Below are 17532 nucleotides of genomic sequence, written 5' to 3' on the forward strand. Positions count from 1 at the left end.
GCGATCATCGTGGTCGACGCCCAGTTGGTGAGGGTTGGTCAGTTGCGTCCGGCCATGACGCCGCCGTCGACGTCCCAGACGGCGCCGGTGACCCAGTCGGTCTGGTTCGAGAGCAGGAATGCCACCGTGGCGGCGACGTCGTCCGGCGTTCCCGTACGGCCGAGGGGGTGGAAGGTGTTGAACCCGTCGAGTGCGGAGTCGACGTCCGCCTTGGGGATGAACTCCTCGTAGATGGGCGTGCGCACGACGGCGGGGGCGACCGCGTTGACGCGGATGCCGTGCGGGGCGAGTTCCATGGCCAGGTGCTGGGTGAGCGAGTGCAGTGCGGCCTTGGCCATGGAGTACGCCGACGACGGCGTCGCGGCGATGGCCTGGTGGGCCCACATGGACCCGATGTTGACGATGGAGCCCTTGATGCCACGGGCGATCATGTTGCCGGCGACGGTCTGGGTGAGGAAGAAGAAGGCCCGGTTGAGGGCCTGGTAGCGGTCGTAGTCCTCGTACGTGTGGTCCACGAAGGGCTTCGGGGCGAATACGCCGGCCGCGTTGACGAGGAGGGCGGCGTCGGCGTGCTCCTTGGTCAGGTCGGCGCGCAGCCGTTCCACGGCATCGACGTCGGCGAGGTCGGCGGCCAGCGCGGTGACGTCGCCGGAGCCGGCCAGAGCGGCGGCGGCTCTCGCGGCATTGGGGTGGGTCCGGCCGGTGACGACGACGCTGCCGCCGGCGTCCAGAACGTGACGGGCGATGGCCAGGCCCATACCACTGGTGCCGCCGATGATGACGGCCTTCTTGCCGGTGAGGTCGAGGGTGCGGCGCGACATGCTGTGCTCCTGGTGAGGCGGTATCCGCAAGACAGTCACGGATGCGGGTGGCGTGGGTGAGGACGGCTGCGGCTTCGGACGGAGGTCCAGACGGATGCCTTGGGCAGGGCGGGGAATGTGCCGCCCCAGGGCCATTCCAGGCCGGCCACCGTCAAGGCCGAAGGGTGGCCTGGCTGCTACGGACCCGCAGGCCGGCGCGCCCCGGCCGTATGCGGGGCGGCCCCGCTCAAGACGACGGCACATGTGGGCGACGGGCAGGGCCCGGCAAGCTCCAGGCTGAGCTGTGGCAGGCCAGGGTCAGGCGGTCTCGTAGATCCTGACCTCGGGGTCGGCGGACAGCAGCGGGGCCAGGCCGCCGACGACATCCTCGGTGAACAGGTCGCTGTCGAGGTAGGCCCGGGCCTGGTCGGCGGTGACGAAACCGTGCAGGACCTGGACGTCCTCGTCACGCACGAGCAACTCCTTCGAGACGGCACCCGGGATCGTGTCGAGGAACGGCTGCTTGTACTGCTCGTAAATTCCGGCCGCCGCAGCACGCTGAGATTCCTGAACGGTGAGAGTGATTTCCAAGTAAGCCATCACATAGATCCTTTCTTTCGCCCGCGGAAAAAGCGGGCCTCATGCGTCCACCGTAGGTTTTCCAGCAGCCGTGTGGTAGAGGATCTTCTGTGATGCAGCCATAAGCGAAGCTAATCACTCGCCGTGCCCGCTGTCCCGTCCCAACGACACGGCGGCTTCGGCGAGGGATTCCACGAACTCCTCCAGGTCGGCGGCCAGAGGATTCTGGCGGGCCCAGACCGCCTCGTAGGAGATCTCGACGGGGGTGCCGGCCCGCACCAGGGGGCGGCAACTGGCGTGCCGGCGGGTGATCTTGGAGCGGGGCAGGAGGGCGGCGCCCACCCCCATGCCGGCCCACTCGTCCAGCACGCGGTAGCTGGCCGCTTCGCCGGGATAGGTGCGCAGCGCCAGGTCGTTGCTCTGGAAGAGCTCGGTGGTGAACGTGGTCAGCCCGCAGGTGTCGGGGACGAGGATGTAGTCGGCTTCGGCGGCGGCGTCCAATTCCAGCGGGCCCTCGGCACCGCCGGCCGCGGCCGGGTCGACGACTACCACGGGTTCGCTGAGGATGATCCGGTGGCGGTAGGCCCGCATGGCCTCCACCGCGGGCACCAGCAGGACATCCAGCTCGCCCGCCTTCAGCGCTCCCCGCAGCAGGCCCAGATCGGCTTCCCGCAGCACCAGGTCACGTGGCCGGGTCAGGCCACGTGCGGCGTCAAAGGCGCAGGCCACCAGGTCGCCCCCGATCAGGGGCGAGACGCCCACGCGAATGCCGCCGGTGGCCGGGCGGACCAGTCGTCGCGCCTCGGCCACGATCGAGTCCAGCGTCGCGAGAGCGTGGTCGATCATGGGCAGGATGCGGGCGCCGTGGGCCGTGGGCTTCACACCGCGCGGCGAGCGCTCGAAGAGCTTGACGCCGAGTTCCTCCTCCAGTCGCGCCACCCCGTTCGACAGTGCGGGCTGAGTGACGCCGTAGTCCCGCGCCGCGGCGCTGAAGGACTTCGTCTGGGACACGGCCTGCGCATAGCGCAGCCCCTCGACGTTCATCCTGAGCTCCTCTCAGCTATTAGTTTACGATATGGCCCTATTCAACGGCGTCCTCTACCGCCCGCCTGTGCGCCGCGTTACGGTAAGGGACCTGCTCCGCCGAAATTCGCGGACATGCCGGGTATTCCTCTGGCGATTTCCGACAGGCCGGGGATACCGATCTTGGAATTGAACTGTTTCTCGGGAGTGATCGCCGTGTCCAGAGCCCACCGGGCAGCGCAGGTTATGGAGCCCGGCGGGCCCGTGCTCGTGGCGCCGGTGACGGCACGCGAGCCTGGACCCGGCGAGGTGCGTCTGGACGTCGTGGCGTCGGGGATCTGCGGAGCCGATGCCGGCATGGCCGCAAACCCCTCCCCGGCCAGCGGATTTCCCATCACGCCGGGCCACGAGGTGGCCGGCGTGGTCGCCGAGCTGGGCCAGGGCGTGCGCGGCTGGGAGATCGGCGAGCGGGCGGGGGTGGGCTGGTTCGGTGGCAGCTGCGGCTGGTGCGCGGCATGCCGGTCCGGCGATGTGGTCCACTGCCCGCGGCGCCAGATCCCCGGCCTGTCCTACTCCGGCGGCTGGGCGTCCACCATCACCGTCCCGGTCAACGCCCTCGTCCGAATCCCGGAGGGGCTCTCCATGGCGGAGGCCGCGCCCTTCGGATGCGCGGGAGTGACCACCTTCAACGCTCTGCGGCACAGCGGGGCCGAGCCGGGTGACCGGGTCGCCGTGCTGGGAATCGGCGGCCTGGGTCACCTTGCGGTGCAGTTCGCCGCGGCCATGGGCTTCGAGACGGTGGCCATCGCACGAGGCGGGGACAAGCGGCAGGCGGCCACGGAACTGGGCGCGCATCACTACATCGACTCCGCCGGCGAAGAAGCCGGGCAAGCACTGCGGGAGCTGGGCGGATGCCGGCTGATCCTGTCCACGGCCGCCAGCGGAAAGCCGCTCGCAGGACTCATCGACGGTCTGGTGCCGCACGGGTGTCTCACCGTCGTCGGGTTCGACGGCACGCCCCTGCAACTGCCGCTGGGCAAACTGGTCATGCACGCCCGCAGCGTCACCGGCCACGTGACGGGCAACCCGACCGACACCGAGCAGGCGATGCGTTTCGCCCTGGCCAGTGGCGTGCGGCCCCACGTGCAGACCGCGCCGCTGGAGCAGGCAGGCGAGGCCCTGAAGACCCAGCAGGCCGGGCAAGCCCGCTTTCGCATGGTTCTGACCCCAACCGCCTGACCCCCTACGCCCTGCCTCGGCGTCTGCCTGTCAGAAGCAGGCGGGTACCGGCTGCTGACCTGAGCCGGGCGGACCGGTACGAGACAAGAAAGGAAGCCGCGCATGCCGCATGCGGACGGACAGCCCGTGGTCGTGATCGGCGCGGGGCCCGCAGGACTGGCCGCGGCCACCGCCCTCACCGGCGCCGGGTTCGACGCCGTGTGCCTGGAGGCCCGCGGCCGCCCCGGAGGACGCCTCCTCAGCACGCCCGCCGGCGGGGATCTGGGGGCAACCTGGTTCTGGGACGGTGAGCAGCGGGTGCGAGCCCTAGTCACCCGGCTCGGCCTGGACACCTTCGCGCAGCACACCGCAGGCAGCGCCCTCTTCCAGGACGTCACCGGCGTCCATCGGCTGCCGGGCAATCCCATCGATGTCCCCGCACATCGGTATACGGCCGGTGCCGGCGCGCTGACCGACCGGATGGCCGCCACCCTGCCGCCGGGCACGCTGCGCCTGAACACCCCGGTGACGGCGATTCGCACCAGCGGCCGTGGGCTGTCCGTCCACACCTCCGACACCGTCCACCAGGCCGGCCATGTCGTTCTCGCCGTACCACCCGCCCTGGCCCTGGCACGCATCGACTTCGGCGAGGAACTGCCCGCCGACCTCCTCCGGCTCGCGAGCGCAACCCCGGTGTGGATGGGCGCTGTCGTCAAGGTGGTCGCCGTCTACGGCGACGCCTTCTGGCGGAGGGACGGCCTGGCCGGGGCCGCCTTCAGCCACACCGGCCCCTTGCAGGAAGTCCACGACATGTCCGGCCCCCAGGGCTCCCCCGCGGCGCTCTTCGGGTTCGCCCCTGCCCCCGCCACAGGGCCCGGCTTCCGTCAGGCCGTCATCGACCAGCTCACCGGTCTGTTCGGTCCGGCAGCAGCTCGTCCCGAGGCACTGCACGTCCAGGACTGGAGCACCGAACACTGGACCTCGCCGCCCGGCGTGCAACGGCTGACCGACTACAGCCTCTTCGGACACGCCCGGTATCAGCAGCCGTCCCTGAACGGGCGGCTTCACTGGGCGTCGACGGAGACCGCTGTCGGCTACGCCGGACATGTCGAAGGCGCGCTGGCCGGCGGCGAGCGTGCGGCCCGTGCAATCCTGAAGGCCCTCCCCCGCCTGGCCGCGAACGCTCCCGGCCGCGGGCAAAGCCCCGCTCCCCTCACACACAGGTGATCCCATGCACGAGGTAGCAGCACTGCTGCGCGAGTACGACCGAGCCCGCGCCTACACCGACGAACTGTGGAAGGACCTCACCCCGGACGAGGTGACCTGGCGGCCCAGCGAGAACTCCAGCGCCATCGGCTGGCACCTCGGCCACCAGGCCCACGTCGCCCACTTCATGATCCGTAACCTCACCGCGGCCGAGCCCAGCCCCGACCCGGAACTGGACGCACTCATGGACTCGGCGCAGCCGGAGAAGTTCCGCGGCGCGCTGCCCACCGTCAAACGACTCACCGCGTTCCGCGACACCGTCGCCGAACGCGTACACGCCCGGATGAACGACATCGCCGCCGGTCGCGTCGCCGCCCCGGCCCAGCTCACCGTCGTCGCCACCCACCTCCTGGTCGCACTGATCAACCACGAGTACCAGCACGACCAGTGGATCGGCGAAGTCCGCGCCGACGACCTCGGCCACGCCCTGCCCCCTGACCCGGACACCAGCCAGGTCTCCCGCCTGGACGGATACCTCGTCCTCAACCCTCTCGCCTGAGCCACCCGCTCTCGCGATCTGCCCCACCGACAACCGGCGAACACACGTGCGCGCCCGTTCGCCGGGCCCGGGTGTCGCACAGGACGCCGCGAAGCGCGCGGTCCACCCGTTCGGCTGACCACATCACAACCACGCGTGAACCCCTTCGGCCGTCGGAAGGTGACCGCGCGCCAGTTCCTCGTGCGCGATCTTCATCTGCCGCGCCGAGAAGTTGCTGACGCCGACCGAGCGGATCTTGCCCGCGTCGGCCAGTTGCGCCATGGCCCGCACCTGGGTCCGGATCGAGGACAGACTGCCGAAGCCGGCGTGGATCTGGTGCAGGTCGACGGGGAAGGGCGCCAGGTTCGTGATCCGGTCGCCGATGGTGCGCGCGGTCCGGGCGAACGGCGTCCACTTGGTGGAGACGGTGACGTCCCCTGGTGCCATCCCGGCACGGCTCAGCCCCGCGGCGAGGCTGCGTTCCGACCGGCCTGCCCCGTACGCCTCTGCGGTGTCGAACCAGGAGATACCACCGTCCAGGGCCGTCTTGATGATGGCGTCGACCTGTGACTGCGGCAGTGCCGGCCAGAACGTGCCGGCGCCTCCGCCGGAGAACTGCGAGCCGCCCAGGCCGATGGGCGTCGAGTCGTCATGAGAGCAATGTACACCACTACGAGACATTACTGTCTTGTCATGAGGCGTTAACATGGTCGGGTGGTGAAGTCGGACGCTGGGATGCAGCGGACTCGGTCGGCGATCCTCGACGCCGCCGCCCGGGTGCTGGGCCGACGGTCGGACGCGGCGATGGCGGAGATCGCGGACGAGGCCGGTGTGGGACGCGCGACGCTGTACCGGCATTTCCCGACACGCGAGTCGCTGCTGCGCGGTGTGGCCGAGGTCGGGATGGCCGAACTCGTGGAGGCCTTCGCGGCCGCGAACCTCGATGAGCTTCCGGCCGACCGGGCGATCACCAGGATCATCGCCGTGTTCCTGCGCAACGGCGTCAAGTACGCGGCCGTGATCGGCCAGGCCGACCAGTTCTGCGACGCTGCCGCCATCGAGCGCACGGGCAGGCCTATCCGCGAGGTCATCACTCGCGGCATCCACGAGAAGGTGCTTCGCGACGACCTGCGCGAAGACGCCGTGCTCGCCATGTTCTCCGCGATCGTGGAACGTGCTCTCTGGCTGACCGTCGGCGAGGTCATGACGCCCGAGGAAGCCACCGAGACTGCCGTGACGATCTTCCTCAACGGCGCACGGAAGCCCGGGTAGCCTTCGGGTTTCGTGATCATTGCCCGCAGGCAGTGGCGGCGGCCGATGCGCATCTCCATCCGCGCCGGCGGCGTCCCAGGCAGTTGGTGCACCTCGCGGCCCCGCGTGATGCCGAGCGCGTCGGAAGCGCCGATGGGGTCGCGGTTGGCGGCGAGGGGCCCACCACCACGCCGCGAGGTCGTCAAGCGAGTGGACGCCCTCACCTGACCGATCCGGCCCGCTTCGGCGGCTGAGCCGCGTTCCCCTATGAGTGTGCCACGCGGCAGCAGCAGTTCCCGCCCTCCAGGCAGGCGGTGCCGCGGGCGTGCCATCTCGAGGCGGCTCCGGTGTACGCGGCGGGGGCGGCGGACGCCTCGCGCCGGTACACCACCTCCCCTCCGAGCACGGTCGCGTCGATGGGCAGGTCGATCAGCTCGTGCGGGTCGACGCCCAGGACGTCGCCGCCGACCACGCAGATGTCGGCCGCCTTGCCGACCTCGAGCGTGCCCTTCCAGCGGTCCGCGTGATCCTGCCAGGCGGCCGTGCGCGTGTACGTCGCCAGCGCCTCGCGGACCGTGATGCGCTCCGCCTCGCCCGCCACGCCGCCGAAGCGCCCCTCGCGCAGCACCGCGCTCTGGACGCCCTGCAGCCAGGTCGGGAACGTCACCGGCGCGTCCGAGGCGCTGGTCACGTTGACGCCGAGGTCGAGCGCGGTGCGATAGGGCCACTGGTAATCGGTTCGGGCGGCGCCGAGGACGGGATCGAGCGTGCGGCCCAGCAGATACTTGATCGTCGCGTTCATGTTCACGCCGATGCCTCGCCGGGCCATCGTCCGCAACGTCGCCTCAGGGGTGAGGTCACCGTGGATGACGTAGTGGCGCGGATCCCCGCCACGCCGTCCCATCGCCTTCACGTATCCCGCGACGACCGCGTCGATGGTGGCGTCCCCGGTGGCGTGCGTACCGACCTGGAACCCCTTGGCGTGGGCGATGGCGATGAGTTCGTGCAGGTTAGCCACCTGCTCCCGCACAGTCGCGCCGGCGATGACCAGGCTGCCGTTGCTGCCGTCGAGGTAGGGCTCGTGCAACCAGGCGGTCTTGGCCGCGGTCGGGATGCCGTCGGCGAAGATCTTGACGCCCGCGACCCGCAGCCGGCGCGGGTCCACGTCCTGAAGCGGCCGGTAGGCGGCGAGCGTCTCGCCTAACAGCCGCGGCTCCACACCGGCCGAGAGCAGGGCCGTGAGACGGACGCCGAGGGCGCCTTCGCGGGCCTTCTTCTCGTACATCGCGAGCCTGTCGAGCCCGATCCCGGGCTCGGTGACACTGGTGATGCCCAGGCTGTGCAGGATGCCGATCGCGGTGTCGATGCCCCTCGAGATCTCCTCGTCGGTGAACGGCGGGATCAGCCGGCTCACCAGCCCCTGTGCGGTCTCACGGAGCACACCCGTGGGCTCGCCGTCCGCGTCCTTCTCGATGACGCCGCCGACGGGCGGCACCGTGTCCCGCGTGATCCCGGCCAGTCTCAGGACGACCGAATTGACCGCCATCGCGTGCCCCGAGAAATCGGTCAGGACCACCGGATGGTTCCCGGACACCGGGTCGAGGTCGGCCCGGCGCGGTGGACGGGGCAGGCGGTTGTCGTTCCAGCCTTGCCCCCGGATCCACGAGTCGGGGGTGGTGGCCGCCTGGGCGGCGCCGCGCACCACCTCGACGAGCTCCTCGACGGTCGCGGTGTCGACCTCGTAGGTGAAGGGCGGGAAGTCCAGGCCGAAGCCGCCGAGGTGCAGGTGGGAGTCGTTGATGCCGGGCAGCACCGTCCCTCCGCCCGCGTCGATCACCTCGGTACGCCTGCCGGCGAGCCGGAGCACCTCCCTGTCCCGCCCGAGCGCCTGCACGACGCCGTTCTTCACGGAGACCGCCTGGGCGATGCGGAAACGCTTGTCCAGGACGAGGACTCGCGCGTTGTGGATCACCAGGTCGGCGCCCCCTCGGGCGGCGTCCGCATGCGCCGCCCGGGCGGGCAGCAGCCCCGCGGCGGCGAGGGCGGCTCCTCCGTGCAGGAACTGCCGGCGGTCGAATCGGTGGTACATGTCCATCACCCTTTGGGGAGTTCGAGGCTCAGCGCCACTGGCAGGGTCGAGCTGTCGTGCGCGTCCATCGCGAGCCGGCCGCGTTCGTCCATCGGCTGGCCGTCCAGGCGCAGACGTTGCTGCCGTCCCGCGGCGCGGCGAGCCCTGCCGGGCGGCCGACGTGGTGTCGGTCCGCAGCGCCTCGCACAGGCCGATGCGCTCGTCCGGACGGCTCCGGCCGCCGCCACCCGCGTCCATTGCCGCCGACTGACTGCATTGCTTGCCATGCGGGACTCCTCACGAGCGGACGACCGAGGCAGCCGGGCTCGTTTCGCCCACGTCGTCCGCTATGGGATCCATAGAATGTTCGGGTCCAAACGATAAGTCAAGACTTGCGCCCAGCCGGTTGGCGGGATACCGTACGGGCCCAAACGATGCCCGGCCCGGCATCAGCCCGCCGTTCGCCGGTGCGGCGGTTTAAGCTCTCCACCGGGAACCCTGCACGTATACTTTGGATCCGAACGACTTTCGTTTTCATGGCGTAGGGAGGGCCGCGTGCCCGGGCAACGGTCGATCACCGAGGCGGAGAAGCTGGTCGAGGCGAAGCTCGGCGGCACGCCGATCCGCCACGAAAGCATGGCGGTGGTGGCCAACATCTACCGCGCCGCAGCGGCGGTCCGGCAGCATCTGGAGAACGCGGTCCTGAGGAGCAGCGACCTGACCTGGACCGCCTTCGTGGTGCTCTGGGTGATCTGGATCTGGGGCGAGTCGGAGAGCCGTCACGTGGCCGAGGAGGCCGGCATCTCCAAGGGCACGCTGACCGGGGTCATCCGCACGCTGGAGTCGCGTGGCCTGGTCAAGCGCGCCGAGCATCCCTCCGACGGCAGGCTGCTGCTGCTCAGCCTCACCGACGCGGGCGAGGAGCTCATGCGGCGCGTCTTCCCCGACTTCAACGCCGAGGAGAGCTTCGTCACCTCCCGGCTCGACGACGACGCCTGCCGGGCTCTGGCCAACGGGCTGCGCCAGGTCGTGCTGCAGGTGGAGGAGCAGGGCGAGGAACGCAGGATCGCGCTGCTCGACGGCGCCGAGCCGGCCCCCCGGCGCAGCGGACGCCGCCGTCAGCAGTCCGAGAAAGAGCGGTAGCGGTCAGGTTCGGGCCGCACGGACGAACGCGTCGAAGATCGACTGCTGCGCGCCCTCCTCGTGGGCGTTGTCCTCGGGATGCCACTGCACCGCGACGAGCCAGGAGGCCAGGGCAGGCGCTTCGAGCGCCTCGATCGTCCCGTCGGCGGCCTCGGCGGTGACGGTCAAACCTGCGCCGAGCCGGGCGACGCGCTGGTGGTGGTAGCAGGAAGCGCTCACCTTCTGCGCCCCCGTGATCTCTTCCAGAAGCGAGCCCGGCAGCAGGGCGACAGGGTGCACGACGTGACGGTGCTCCCGGTCGGAGCCGCCCATGTCCTGTTCCAGGGTGCCGCCGAGCGCGGTGTTGAGCACCTGCAGGCCACGGCAGACGGCCAGCAGCGGCTGCCCGGCGGCCAAGGCCTGGCGGGCCGTCTCCAGATCGAAGCCGTCCTGCTCGTCGTCCACGTCGTAGACGCTCTCGTGCGCGGTCCCGGCTCCGTACCGGTGCGGCGCGAGGTCACCGCCGCCCGGCAGCAGGACGCCGTCGAAGCGGGTCAGTCGGGCGGCGACCTCGGCCGGGTCGGCGACGCCACCGGGGGCGTGCGGGTGGAGCGTGACAGGCTCGCCGCCGGCCCTCCAGACGGCCTCGATCAGGGCGCGGGCGTTGACCTCGGCGGCGTGTCGCAGGGCGGAGGCCGAGGTGGAGAAACGGGCGGGAATCGCGATGAGCGGTCTCACAGCTGGATCCACGTGGTCTTGACTTCGGTGTACTTCTCCAGGGCGTGGGCTGATTTGTCCCTGCCGTTGCCCGACTGCTTCATGCCGCCGAACGGCACGGTCAGGTCGCCTTCCTCGTAGCAGTTCACCCAGACCGTGCCGGCCCGCAGGGCGCGGGCGACCTTGTGGGCGGTGGACAGGTCGGCGGTCCACAGGCCGGCGGCCAGGCCGTACTCGGTGGCGTTGGCCAGCGCGACCGCGTCGTCCAGGTCGTCGAAGGTGAGCACGGACAGCACGGGGCCGAAGATCTCCTCGCGGGCCAGCCGCATGCCGGGGGTGACCCGGTCGAACACGGTGGGCTCCAGGTAACTGCCGTTCGGCCTGCGCGTCCCGCCGGCGAGCAGGCGGGCTCCTTCCTCGACGCCGGAGGTGACGTGGTCGAGCACCCGTGCGAGGTGGGTCTCGCCGGCCAGCGGTCCCATCTCGGTGGCAGGATCGAGGGGGTCGCCGACCCGCAGTTCGCGGGCGCGGGCGACGATCGACTCGGTCACGCGTTCGGCGATGGAGGAGTGGACGAGCAGGCGGGAGGGTGCGGTGCACATCTCGCCCTGGTTGAAGAAGATGCCCCAGGCGGCGGTGGCGGCGGCCCGGTCGAGGTCGGGGGCGTCGGGCAGGATGATGTTCGGGGATTTCCCGCCGAGTTCCAGCCAGACGCGCTTGAGGTTGGAGTCGGCGGAGTAGCGCAGGAAGTGGCGGCCTACGGCGGTGGAGCCGGTGAAGGCCAGGACGTCCACGTCGGGGTGCAGGCCGAGAGCTCGTCCGGCGGTCGGGCCGTCGCCGGTGACCACGTTGAGGACGCCGGGCGGCAGTCCTGCCTCGGTCGCCAGCCGCGCCAGCGCGAGCGCCGACAGAGGCGACCGTTCCGAGGGTTTGAGCACGACCGTGCAGCCGGCCGCCAGGGCGGGGGCGACCTTCCACGAGGCGATGGTGAGCGGGAAGTTCCAGGGGACGACCGCGCCGACCACGCCGGTGGGCTCGCGGGTGACGAGCGCCAGGGCGTCGGGGGCGGTGTGCGGGGACTCGTCGGTGAGTTTGTCGGCGAGCTGGCCGTACCAGCGGAAGGTGGAGACGGCGGCGCGCAGCTCGATGTCGTAGGCGTCCTTGATGGGTTTGCCCATCTCCAGGCTGATGGTCAGCGCCAGGTCCGCGCGCCGCTCCTCGATCAGATCGGCGAGCCGGAGCAGTGCACGGCCGCGTTCGGCGGGCGCCAGACGCGGCCAGGGGCCCTGGTCGAAGGCGCGGCGGGCGGCGGCGACGGCGAGGTCCACCTCGGCCGGCCCGGCGTCGGCGACCTCCGCCAAGAGCCGCCCGTCCCGAGGGGAGACGGCCTTGAACGTCGCTCCCCCGCCAGGTTCGTCGGCGCCGTCGATGTGGTGGTGGGTGGGCAGGACCGCCCGCTCGGCGCGGGCGGCCCAATCCTCGTCGATCACTGCGTGACCTTTCTGGAGGCGAGCGCTCCGAGAAGCATGACGACGGGTACGGCGCACGCCAGCCACACCGCCGTGGCGAGCGAGCCGCCGATGAGCGTGGGGAAGTTGGCCAGGATGAGCCAGATGGCGGCCGCGATGCCGAGCGCGCCGAGGATGGGCGCGACCAGCGTGTTCCAGGTCCGGGTGTCCACCCGTTCGCGGCGGAAGAAGGCCACCACGGAGACCGAGGTGAGCAGGTACATGAGCATCATGGCCAGCACGGCCACGCCGCTGAACCAGGAGAACAGGGTGAGCACGGGGTCCAGCCCGCCGATCGCGAACGGCAGGATCAGGACCACGGCGATCGTGGTCTGCGCCCAGCCCGCCACGACCGGCGAGTGCCGCCGGTTGAGCGAGCCCAGCCTGCGCGGGAGCACGCCTTCCCTGCCGAGGGAGAACAGGTAGCGGTTGGCGGAGTTGTGGAAGGCGAGCACGCCCGCGAACAGGGAGGTGGCCAGCAGGATCGGCAGCACCTCGCCGGCCCAGCCGCCGAACAGCGCCACCACGGGCGCGAAGACGAACCCGGCCGAGTCACCCGCCTCCAGGGCCTTGCCGGCTTCCGCGACGACCTTGGAGGCGCCGTACGCGCTGATCAGCATCCACGAGGTGAGCACGAAGAAGATGCTGACCACGGCGACCGCCAGGTAGGTGGCCCGCGGGACGGTGCGCTTGGCGTCACGGGCCTCCTCGCCGTAGATGGCGGTGGCCTCGAAGCCGAACAGCGAGGCCACGGCGAACATCAGCGCCACCCCCGGCGCGCCCGCGAGAACCGCGCTCGGTGCGAACGTCTGGGCGACGCCGAGCCCTTCAGGACCGCCGCCCTTGACCAGGGTGACCAGGGCGAAGGCGAGCAGGATGCTGAACTCGGCGAGCACGAAGACCGCGAGCACCTTGGCGCCGATCTCGATGCCGGCCTGTCCGAGGACCTGCACGACGGCGATCGTCACGAGTGACCAGGCCCACCAGGGCAGGTCCAGGCCGAGGTCGCCCGCCAGGCCGGCGACGATGGAGCCGTACAGGCCGTACATGGCCGCCTGGATGGCGCAGTAGGCGAACAGCGCGACGGCGGCGCTGCCGGTCCCGGCTGTCCGGCCGAGCCCCTTGCCGATGTAGACGTAGAAGGCGCCGGCGTCGACGACGTGCCTGCCCATGGCGACGAAGCCGACCGAGAAGAGCAGGATGATCAGCCCCGCCACGAGGTAGGCGGCGGGGGCGGCGGCGCCGTTGCCGAGGGCCACCGCGATGGGGGCCGCGCCGGCGATGCCGGTCAGCGGGGCCTGTGCGGAGAGTACGAAGAAGACGATGCCGAGGACGCCGAGCGCGTTCGGCTTGAGCCGGCCCGCCGCGTGTGATTCCTGCGCCACTCCTGTGGCTGCTGTCGCTGATGTGTCCATGAAGTCACCTGCCGGTGCCGAAAGGGGGGATGTCGTTTGTAGCCAAACGAGTGCGCCTCATCATGAGGTGCGGGTCGTCCGTCTGGCAAGAGGGTCAGCGTCGCGGTGGGCGGATGCCGCGGAACTCCCAGTCGCCGCCGAGGGCGGTGGACAGGACCTCCTCCGACTCGGTGGGCTGGGCGCCGACGTCGGCGCGGATCGCGGTGGGGCCGGTGACGACGCGGTTCGACAGCCGTCCCAATCCCTCGACCTCGACCTCGACCAGGTCGCCCGGCTGGACGGGGCGGGAGTTGGCGGGCGTGCCGGACAGCAGCACGTCGCCGGGGTAGAGAGTGATGGTGCGGGCGATGTCGGCGACGAGGTAGTGCATGTCCCACGTCATCTCGTCGGTCGAGCCGTCCTGGACCACCGTGCCGTTGACGTACGTACGCAGTCGCTTGCCATGGAAGTCCCAGTCGGTGACCAGGCCGGGGCCGAGCGGGCACAGGGTGTCGGAGCCCTTGACGCGCAGCATGGAGCCGGCGTCGGTGTCGCGGAAGTCGTGCAGCCCGAAGTCGTTGGCGACGGTGTAGCCGGCGATGTACTCCCCCGCCTGCGCCGGGGAGACGTTACGGCAGGTCCGGCCGATGACGATGGCCACCTCGCCCTCGTAGTTGAGCCACTTGCAGCCCTCCGGGCGGACGATGTCGCCGCGGTGGGCGTTGAGCGAGGAGGTGGGCTTGTGGAAGTACGTCGGCGTGGCCGGCAGCTTGATCTGGAACTCCTCGACCCGGCTGCGGTGGTTCAGGTGCACCGCGATGATCTTCGAGGGCACGGCCGGCGGGAGATGCGCGGCGTCGTCGATCTTGACGCGGCGGCCGTCTCCGGCGACCAGTTCGTCCCCGTCGCGTACGGTCTCGACCAGGGCGCCGTTGAGGAGGATACGGCGGTACTCAGGCATGCGCGTTCTCCTGACGGGGTGCGGTCCAGCCGCCGGAGGGGCGGTCGAACCAGAGGTGGGCCTGGCCGGTGCCGATGGAGTTCTCGTACTCGCCGTACTGGCGGGCGGGAGCGGTGCACGCCTGCTCGCCCAGGGCGCCGGCCATCATGAGGTAGTGGTAGAAACGGGCCTCGGGCTTGTACGTCCAGAACGCCGGCATGGTGTCCAGGACCCGGTCGTGGCGGCCCTCCTTGAACCAGGCGATGCGCTCGTGGTCGGCCGCCCGCGCCTCAGGCGTGAAGATGTGGCGCGGATCGCTGGCCTCGTGGTCACGCAGCTCCCGCAGCGGCCAGAACGTGTGCGACAGCGCGCCGGAGGCGATGACCAGCACCCGGCGGCCCGGGGTGGCCGCGATGCCGTCGGCCAGAGCGCGGCCCAGGCGCAGGTGGTCCTCCATGTCGCCGGTCTGGCAGACGCCGATCGTCACCCACCGCTTGTCCGGCAGGCCCTCGCCGAGGAACTTCCACAGGTTGATGGTGGCGTAGTAGATCGGCAGGTACGCGTCGTCGATCGGGGTGATCCAGGTGCCGTGCTTGTCGGCGAAGGCGGCCACGTTGTGGGCCAGCTCCGGATCGCCGGGGAAGTCGTACGGCATCCGGCACATGCCACGGGGCAGCTCCTCGGAGGTGAACAACCCGGCGCGGCGCGGCTGCGCGGTGACCACGAACTCCACGGTCGTGGCCCAGTGTGAGTCCAGCACGACGACGGTGTCGTAGTCGAGGATCTCGAAGACGTCCCTGCGCAGCTCACGCAGGCCGGTGACGAGGGTGATCTCCTTGCCCTCGTTGAGCTCCAGCCGGTCCTGCTCAGGGAGCACGATGGTGGGGACGTGCGCGAGCAGGCCCGCCCCGACGATCTCACCCATGGTCCTGCCATCCCTTCGGGGCGGTCACGGTGTTCTTCAGGTCGCAGTAGAAGTCGAAGCTCCAGGTGCCGCCCTCGCGGCCGACGCCGGACTCGCGTGAACCGCCGAAGGGTGCCCGCAGGTCGCGGACGAAGAAGCAGTTCACCCAGACGGTCCCGGCGACGAGGCGGGCGGTGACGCGCTCGGCGCGGTCGCGTTCGCCGGTCGCGACGGTGGCGGCCAGGCCGAAGCGGGTGTCGTTGGCCAGCAGGATCGCCTCGTCCTCGGTGTCGAAGGTCTGCAGGGTCAGCACCGGGCCGAAGACCTCCTCCTGGACGATCTCGCTGTCCTGGGCCACGTCGGTGAGCAGCGTCGGCCGGTAGTAGAGGCCGTCCCCGCGCTCGCCGCCGATGACCGCGCGCGCCCCGGCGGCCAGCGCCCGCTGGACGAACCCGTCGATCTTGTCGAGCTGGCGGGGGTGGATGTTGGGGCCGAGGTCGGTGGCCTCGTCGCGCGGGTCGCCCTGGACCAGGGCCTGCGCCCTGGCGGTGAAGCGGCGGGTGAACTCCTCGGCGATCGAGGACTCCACCAGCAGGCGGGTGGCGGCCAGGCACACCTGGCCGGCGTTGTCGTACTGCTCGACGGCCAGGTCCACGGCCAGGTCGAGGTCGGCGTCGGCGAAGACCAGCAGTGGCGACTTGCCGCCCAGCTCGAAGCTGGCGGGGACGAGGTTGGCGGCGGCGGCCTGGGCGATGCGGCGGGCGGTGGGCACCGAGCCGGTGAAGCTGATGCGGCGTACGTCCGGGTGGGCCACGAGCGCGGCCCCGGCTTCGGCACCGTACCCCTGGACGACGTTGAGCACTCCGGCGGGCAGCCCGGCCTCGGCCGCGATGTCGGCCAGCAGCGAGGCGGTGAGCGGCGACCATTCGGCGGGCTTGAGCACCACCGTGTTGCCTGCGGCCAGCGCGGGGGCGACCTTCCAGGTGGCGAGCATCAGCGGCGCGTTCCACGGCGTGATCAGCACGCACGGCCCGGCCGGGTCCCAGGAGACGTGGTTGGTGTGGCCGCGGGTGTCGAAGTCGTCGTGGCCGAGGCCGTCCAGCCAGTCGGCGAAGAAGCGGAAGTTGTGGGCGACGCGCGGCATCACGCCGCGCCGGTGGGAGCGCAGCAGCGCGCCGTTGTCGGTGGTCTCGATGATCGCCAGGTCCTCCAGGCGTTTCTCGACGCCCTCGGCCACGGCCCGCAGCAGGGCGGCGCGCTCTTGCCGTGGCGTGGCGGCCCAGCCCGGGAAGGCCTCCCGGGCCGCGGCCACGGCGGCGTCGGCCTCGACCTGACCGCCGCGGGCGATCTCGGCCAGCACTCGGCCGTCGATCGGCGACTCGTCGGTGAAGGTCGTGGCGGAGGCGACGCGGGCGCCGCCGATCCAGTGCCGGGTGTCGACGGCGATGCCGGCGACGGTCGCGATGTGCGTGGTCATGCGCGTTCCTTTGCTTCGAGCAGCGTGCCGCCGTCCCAGACGACGCCGACCTGGCGGTAATAGGCGCCGATGGGCTCGCGGATCTCCAGCCGCGCCAGTTCTTCGGTGGGGGCCTCGAACAGCTCCAGGTCGGCCTCGCCGCGCCACGGCGTCCCGCCCTCGAACGCCGCCGCACCCGAGGCGATCAGCTCGTCGAGCGCGAGCCCGCCGTCCTTCTCGATCGAGGGCAGCCGGCGGTGGTGCGCCATCGGGTGGCCGTTGACGAAGCCGTTGCTCTCGGCGGGCTCGCGCAGCCTCACCACTGCTTGGGCGAGCCTGCGGTCGGCGGCGGCAAGCGTGGCGCCGAAGCGGGCGCCGGCCTCGATGCGCGGTGCCGGACCGTACGGGTGCGGGCGGGTGAGGTGGATGGAGCCGAGCTTCTTCGGATAGCCCTGGTGGATGCCGCGGGCGATGGCGAAGTCCTTGTCCACCCAGATGTAGACGCAGCGGGAGTACGTGCGGCCCTGGTAGGAGCAGCGCACGACCGCGAACGCCTCCTTGTACTGGGCGCGGACCGGGTCGAGCAGCTCCTCCCCGGATGCCGAGCAGGACTGCCAGTCGGCCCAGATGAGCGCGACCGCGCCGGGGTCCTCGGGGGCGAGCTCCAGCGGCTCGGGCAGCAATTCCCTGACTCGGGCCGGGTCCGTGCGGTACTCGATGGTGAGCAGGTCACCGGAGTAGTGCCACGGTGGCGGGGGGATCAAGGAGGACCGGCCGGTGGCCGTGTGCGGATACCAGAAGGTCATGC

The 17532-nt window shown here is 71.0% G+C and carries 17 protein-coding genes; 5 read left to right on the plus strand and 12 right to left on the minus strand.

Annotated elements, in window-relative coordinates:
• Window positions 1-38: 38 nt before the first annotated feature.
• The 3 genes from ACIBI9_RS20085 to ACIBI9_RS20095 all read right to left on the minus strand — a co-directional run bounded on the left by ACIBI9_RS20085 (window position 39) and on the right by ACIBI9_RS20095 (window position 2423).
• Window positions 39-821: an SDR family NAD(P)-dependent oxidoreductase gene (locus tag ACIBI9_RS20085; RefSeq protein WP_397223638.1), complete on the minus strand. Its 783-nt coding sequence runs from the start codon at window positions 819-821 to the stop codon at window positions 39-41.
• A 297-nt stretch (window positions 822-1118) separates the two neighbouring features.
• Window positions 1119-1400 carry a hypothetical protein gene (locus ACIBI9_RS20090; RefSeq protein WP_397223639.1) on the minus strand — a complete coding sequence of 94 codons (282 nt, stop codon included), beginning with the start codon at window positions 1398-1400 and terminating at the stop codon, window positions 1119-1121.
• Window positions 1401-1514: 114 nt separating this feature from the next.
• Window positions 1515-2423 carry a LysR family transcriptional regulator gene (locus ACIBI9_RS20095; RefSeq protein ID WP_397223640.1) on the minus strand — a complete coding sequence of 303 codons (909 nt, stop codon included), beginning with the start codon at window positions 2421-2423 and terminating at the stop codon, window positions 1515-1517.
• A gap of 195 nt (window positions 2424-2618) precedes the next feature.
• On the opposite strand from ACIBI9_RS20095, the gene ACIBI9_RS20100 reads away from it, so the two are divergent.
• From ACIBI9_RS20100 to ACIBI9_RS20110, 3 genes are all read left to right on the plus strand, one after another.
• Entirely contained in the window at window positions 2619-3641 is a 1023-nt protein-coding gene (locus ACIBI9_RS20100) for an alcohol dehydrogenase catalytic domain-containing protein (RefSeq protein ID WP_397223641.1), read from the plus strand.
• A gap of 102 nt (window positions 3642-3743) precedes the next feature.
• Entirely contained in the window at window positions 3744-4847 is a 1104-nt protein-coding gene (locus tag ACIBI9_RS20105; protein ID WP_397223642.1) for a flavin monoamine oxidase family protein, read from the plus strand.
• Window positions 4848-4851: 4 nt separating this feature from the next.
• Window positions 4852-5385, plus strand: a complete 534-nt coding sequence (locus ACIBI9_RS20110; RefSeq protein ID WP_397223643.1) for a DinB family protein — start codon at window positions 4852-4854, stop codon at window positions 5383-5385.
• A gap of 123 nt (window positions 5386-5508) precedes the next feature.
• On the opposite strand, the gene ACIBI9_RS20115 is transcribed toward ACIBI9_RS20110, so the two are convergent.
• Window positions 5509-6045, minus strand: a complete 537-nt coding sequence (locus ACIBI9_RS20115) for an aldo/keto reductase (RefSeq protein WP_397223644.1) — start codon at window positions 6043-6045, stop codon at window positions 5509-5511.
• A 36-nt stretch (window positions 6046-6081) separates the two neighbouring features.
• On the opposite strand from ACIBI9_RS20115, the gene ACIBI9_RS20120 reads away from it, so the two are divergent.
• Entirely contained in the window at window positions 6082-6636 is a 555-nt protein-coding gene (locus ACIBI9_RS20120) for a TetR/AcrR family transcriptional regulator (RefSeq protein ID WP_397223645.1), read from the plus strand.
• A gap of 244 nt (window positions 6637-6880) precedes the next feature.
• Here the strand turns inward: ACIBI9_RS20120 and ACIBI9_RS20125 are convergent, their stop codons facing one another.
• A complete protein-coding gene (locus ACIBI9_RS20125; protein ID WP_397223646.1) occupies window positions 6881-8704 on the minus strand; it encodes an amidohydrolase in 1824 nt (607 codons plus the stop codon).
• A 534-nt stretch (window positions 8705-9238) separates the two neighbouring features.
• On the opposite strand from ACIBI9_RS20125, the gene ACIBI9_RS20130 reads away from it, so the two are divergent.
• Window positions 9239-9826, plus strand: coding sequence for a MarR family winged helix-turn-helix transcriptional regulator (locus ACIBI9_RS20130; RefSeq protein WP_397223647.1), 588 nt, complete (start codon window positions 9239-9241; stop codon window positions 9824-9826).
• A 3-nt stretch (window positions 9827-9829) separates the two neighbouring features.
• Here the strand turns inward: ACIBI9_RS20130 and ACIBI9_RS20135 are convergent, their stop codons facing one another.
• The 7 genes from ACIBI9_RS20135 to ACIBI9_RS20165 form a co-directional block, all read right to left on the minus strand.
• Window positions 9830-10543: a gamma-glutamyl-gamma-aminobutyrate hydrolase family protein gene (locus tag ACIBI9_RS20135; RefSeq protein WP_397223648.1), complete on the minus strand. Its 714-nt coding sequence runs from the start codon at window positions 10541-10543 to the stop codon at window positions 9830-9832.
• Complete coding sequence (locus ACIBI9_RS20140) at window positions 10540-12012, minus strand: aldehyde dehydrogenase (RefSeq protein ID WP_397223649.1); 1473 nt, start codon at window positions 12010-12012, stop codon at window positions 10540-10542. The genes ACIBI9_RS20135 and ACIBI9_RS20140 overlap by 4 nt, the downstream gene beginning before the upstream one ends.
• Window positions 12009-13445, minus strand: coding sequence for an APC family permease (locus tag ACIBI9_RS20145; RefSeq protein ID WP_397223650.1), 1437 nt, complete (start codon window positions 13443-13445; stop codon window positions 12009-12011). The genes ACIBI9_RS20140 and ACIBI9_RS20145 overlap by 4 nt, the downstream gene beginning before the upstream one ends.
• 94 nt (window positions 13446-13539) lie before the next feature.
• Window positions 13540-14385 carry a fumarylacetoacetate hydrolase family protein gene (locus ACIBI9_RS20150; RefSeq protein ID WP_397223651.1) on the minus strand — a complete coding sequence of 282 codons (846 nt, stop codon included), beginning with the start codon at window positions 14383-14385 and terminating at the stop codon, window positions 13540-13542.
• Entirely contained in the window at window positions 14378-15289 is a 912-nt protein-coding gene (locus tag ACIBI9_RS20155) for a 3,4-dihydroxyphenylacetate 2,3-dioxygenase (RefSeq protein ID WP_397223652.1), read from the minus strand. The genes ACIBI9_RS20150 and ACIBI9_RS20155 overlap by 8 nt, the downstream gene beginning before the upstream one ends.
• Entirely contained in the window at window positions 15282-16745 is a 1464-nt protein-coding gene (locus ACIBI9_RS20160) for an aldehyde dehydrogenase (RefSeq protein WP_397223653.1), read from the minus strand. Before ACIBI9_RS20160 ends, ACIBI9_RS20155 begins: the two co-directional genes overlap by 8 nt.
• Window positions 16742-17530: an acetoacetate decarboxylase family protein gene (locus ACIBI9_RS20165; RefSeq protein ID WP_397223654.1), complete on the minus strand. Its 789-nt coding sequence runs from the start codon at window positions 17528-17530 to the stop codon at window positions 16742-16744. The genes ACIBI9_RS20160 and ACIBI9_RS20165 overlap by 4 nt, the downstream gene beginning before the upstream one ends.
• Between the last annotated feature and the right edge of the window lie 2 nt (window positions 17531-17532).

Source organism: Nonomuraea sp. NPDC050451 (assembly GCF_044458585.1).